Annotated in this window: 2 protein-coding genes; both read left to right on the top strand. The window is 53.8% G+C overall.

Annotated elements, in window-relative coordinates; genetic code table 11:
- Window positions 1-51: 51 nt before the first annotated feature.
- Window positions 52-594 (top strand): helix-turn-helix domain-containing protein, encoded by a 543-nt coding sequence (locus tag DMX06_RS26020; protein ID WP_110739982.1) that lies wholly within the window; start codon window positions 52-54, stop codon window positions 592-594.
- On the top strand, window positions 591-1336 hold a 746-nt coding region (locus DMX06_RS26015; protein ID WP_258378925.1), incomplete at its 3' end, for an IS3 family transposase. The genes DMX06_RS26020 and DMX06_RS26015, both read left to right, overlap by 4 nt.

Genomic DNA, 1336 nt, shown 5'->3' with positions numbered 1-1336 from the left:
TGAACTGACCCCCGAAAGTTGGACACCTGATCCCCAACCGGAGGGTGTTCCATGACGAAATACAACCTGGCACTCAAGCAGGCACTCATCGAAGAGTGCCTTTCTGCCCGCAGTGTTCATGAGGTGGCGCTCAAGCATGACCTGAGTCCATCGCTGTTACGCCGCTGGGTAAAGGGCTACGAGCAACACGGTGCAGCCGGTTTGATTGCCAAGTACAGCCACTACGACGCGCAGTTCAAATTGAAGGTTTTGCAGTGCATTGAGCAAGACGGACTGTCCGCCCAGCAAGCTTGCGTGCAGTTTGATATCCGCGGCCCGAGTAGCATCAGGCAATGGAAAAGGTTGTACGATAAAGGCGGAGTAGAAGCCCTTCACCCGCGCCGTACCCGAGAGTTCAGCATGCCCCGCAAGCCATCAAAACAGTCCAGCACAAGCCCGCCCACCCCAGCGGACAGCGAACTGACACCAAAGCAAATGCTCGAAGAACTGGAATACCTGCGCGCGGAGAATGCTTATCTAAAAAAGCTCGATGCCTTGATCCAGGCGGACCCTCGAACTGCGCAGGCAAGAAAACGCAGGCTGTCCAAGGATTGAGGCGCGGGCATCGCCTTGCTCTGCTGCTACGTGCTGCAGGGCTGGCACGCAGTACCTTTTATTACCAAAGCAAAGTGCTGATGGCTGACAAGCATGCTGCTCTCAAAGAGCGCATCAACAGCCTCTATCACGGACATAAGGGGCGGTACGGCTATCGTCGTATCACTGCGGTCCTCGGGCTCAATGGTGAGGTGGTCAACCACAAGAAGGTGCAGCGGCTGATGCAGTTGATGGACCTCAAATCTCTGGTCAAAGTTAAGAAATATCGCTCGTACCGAGGCTCCGAGGGGGTTGTTGCATCTGATCTGCTCAAACGCAAATTCAAGGCAGAAGCCCCCAATCAGAAATGGGTAACCGACGTGACAGAGTTCAAGGTAAAGGGGCAGAAGCTGTTTCTCTCGCCTGTGATGGACCTGTACAACGGCGAGATCCTTGCTTATCAGATCAACCGGCGTCCTGAGTTCAAGATGGTTTCGACAATGCTGGAGCAAGCCTTCGAGCGGTTGAATCCAGGTGACAAACCGATACTGCATTCCGATCAAGGCTGGCAGTATCAACAGCCAGCTTACCGGCATATGCTGGCTGGGAAGAATATCGAGCAGAGTATGTCGCGTAAGGGCAATTGCCTGGACAACGCCGCCATGGAAAGCTTTTTCGGCACGCTCAAGAGCGAGTTTTTTTACTTGGAATCGTTTGAGAGTGTTGAGCAACTGGCATCAGGGCTAGAGGATTACATCGCCTA

Origin of the sequence: Pseudomonas mosselii (assembly GCF_003205295.1) — a bacterium.
Classification (GTDB): Bacteria; Pseudomonadota; Gammaproteobacteria; order Pseudomonadales; family Pseudomonadaceae; genus Aquipseudomonas; species Aquipseudomonas mosselii_B.
This window is presented reverse-complemented; position numbering and strand designations above follow the sequence as displayed.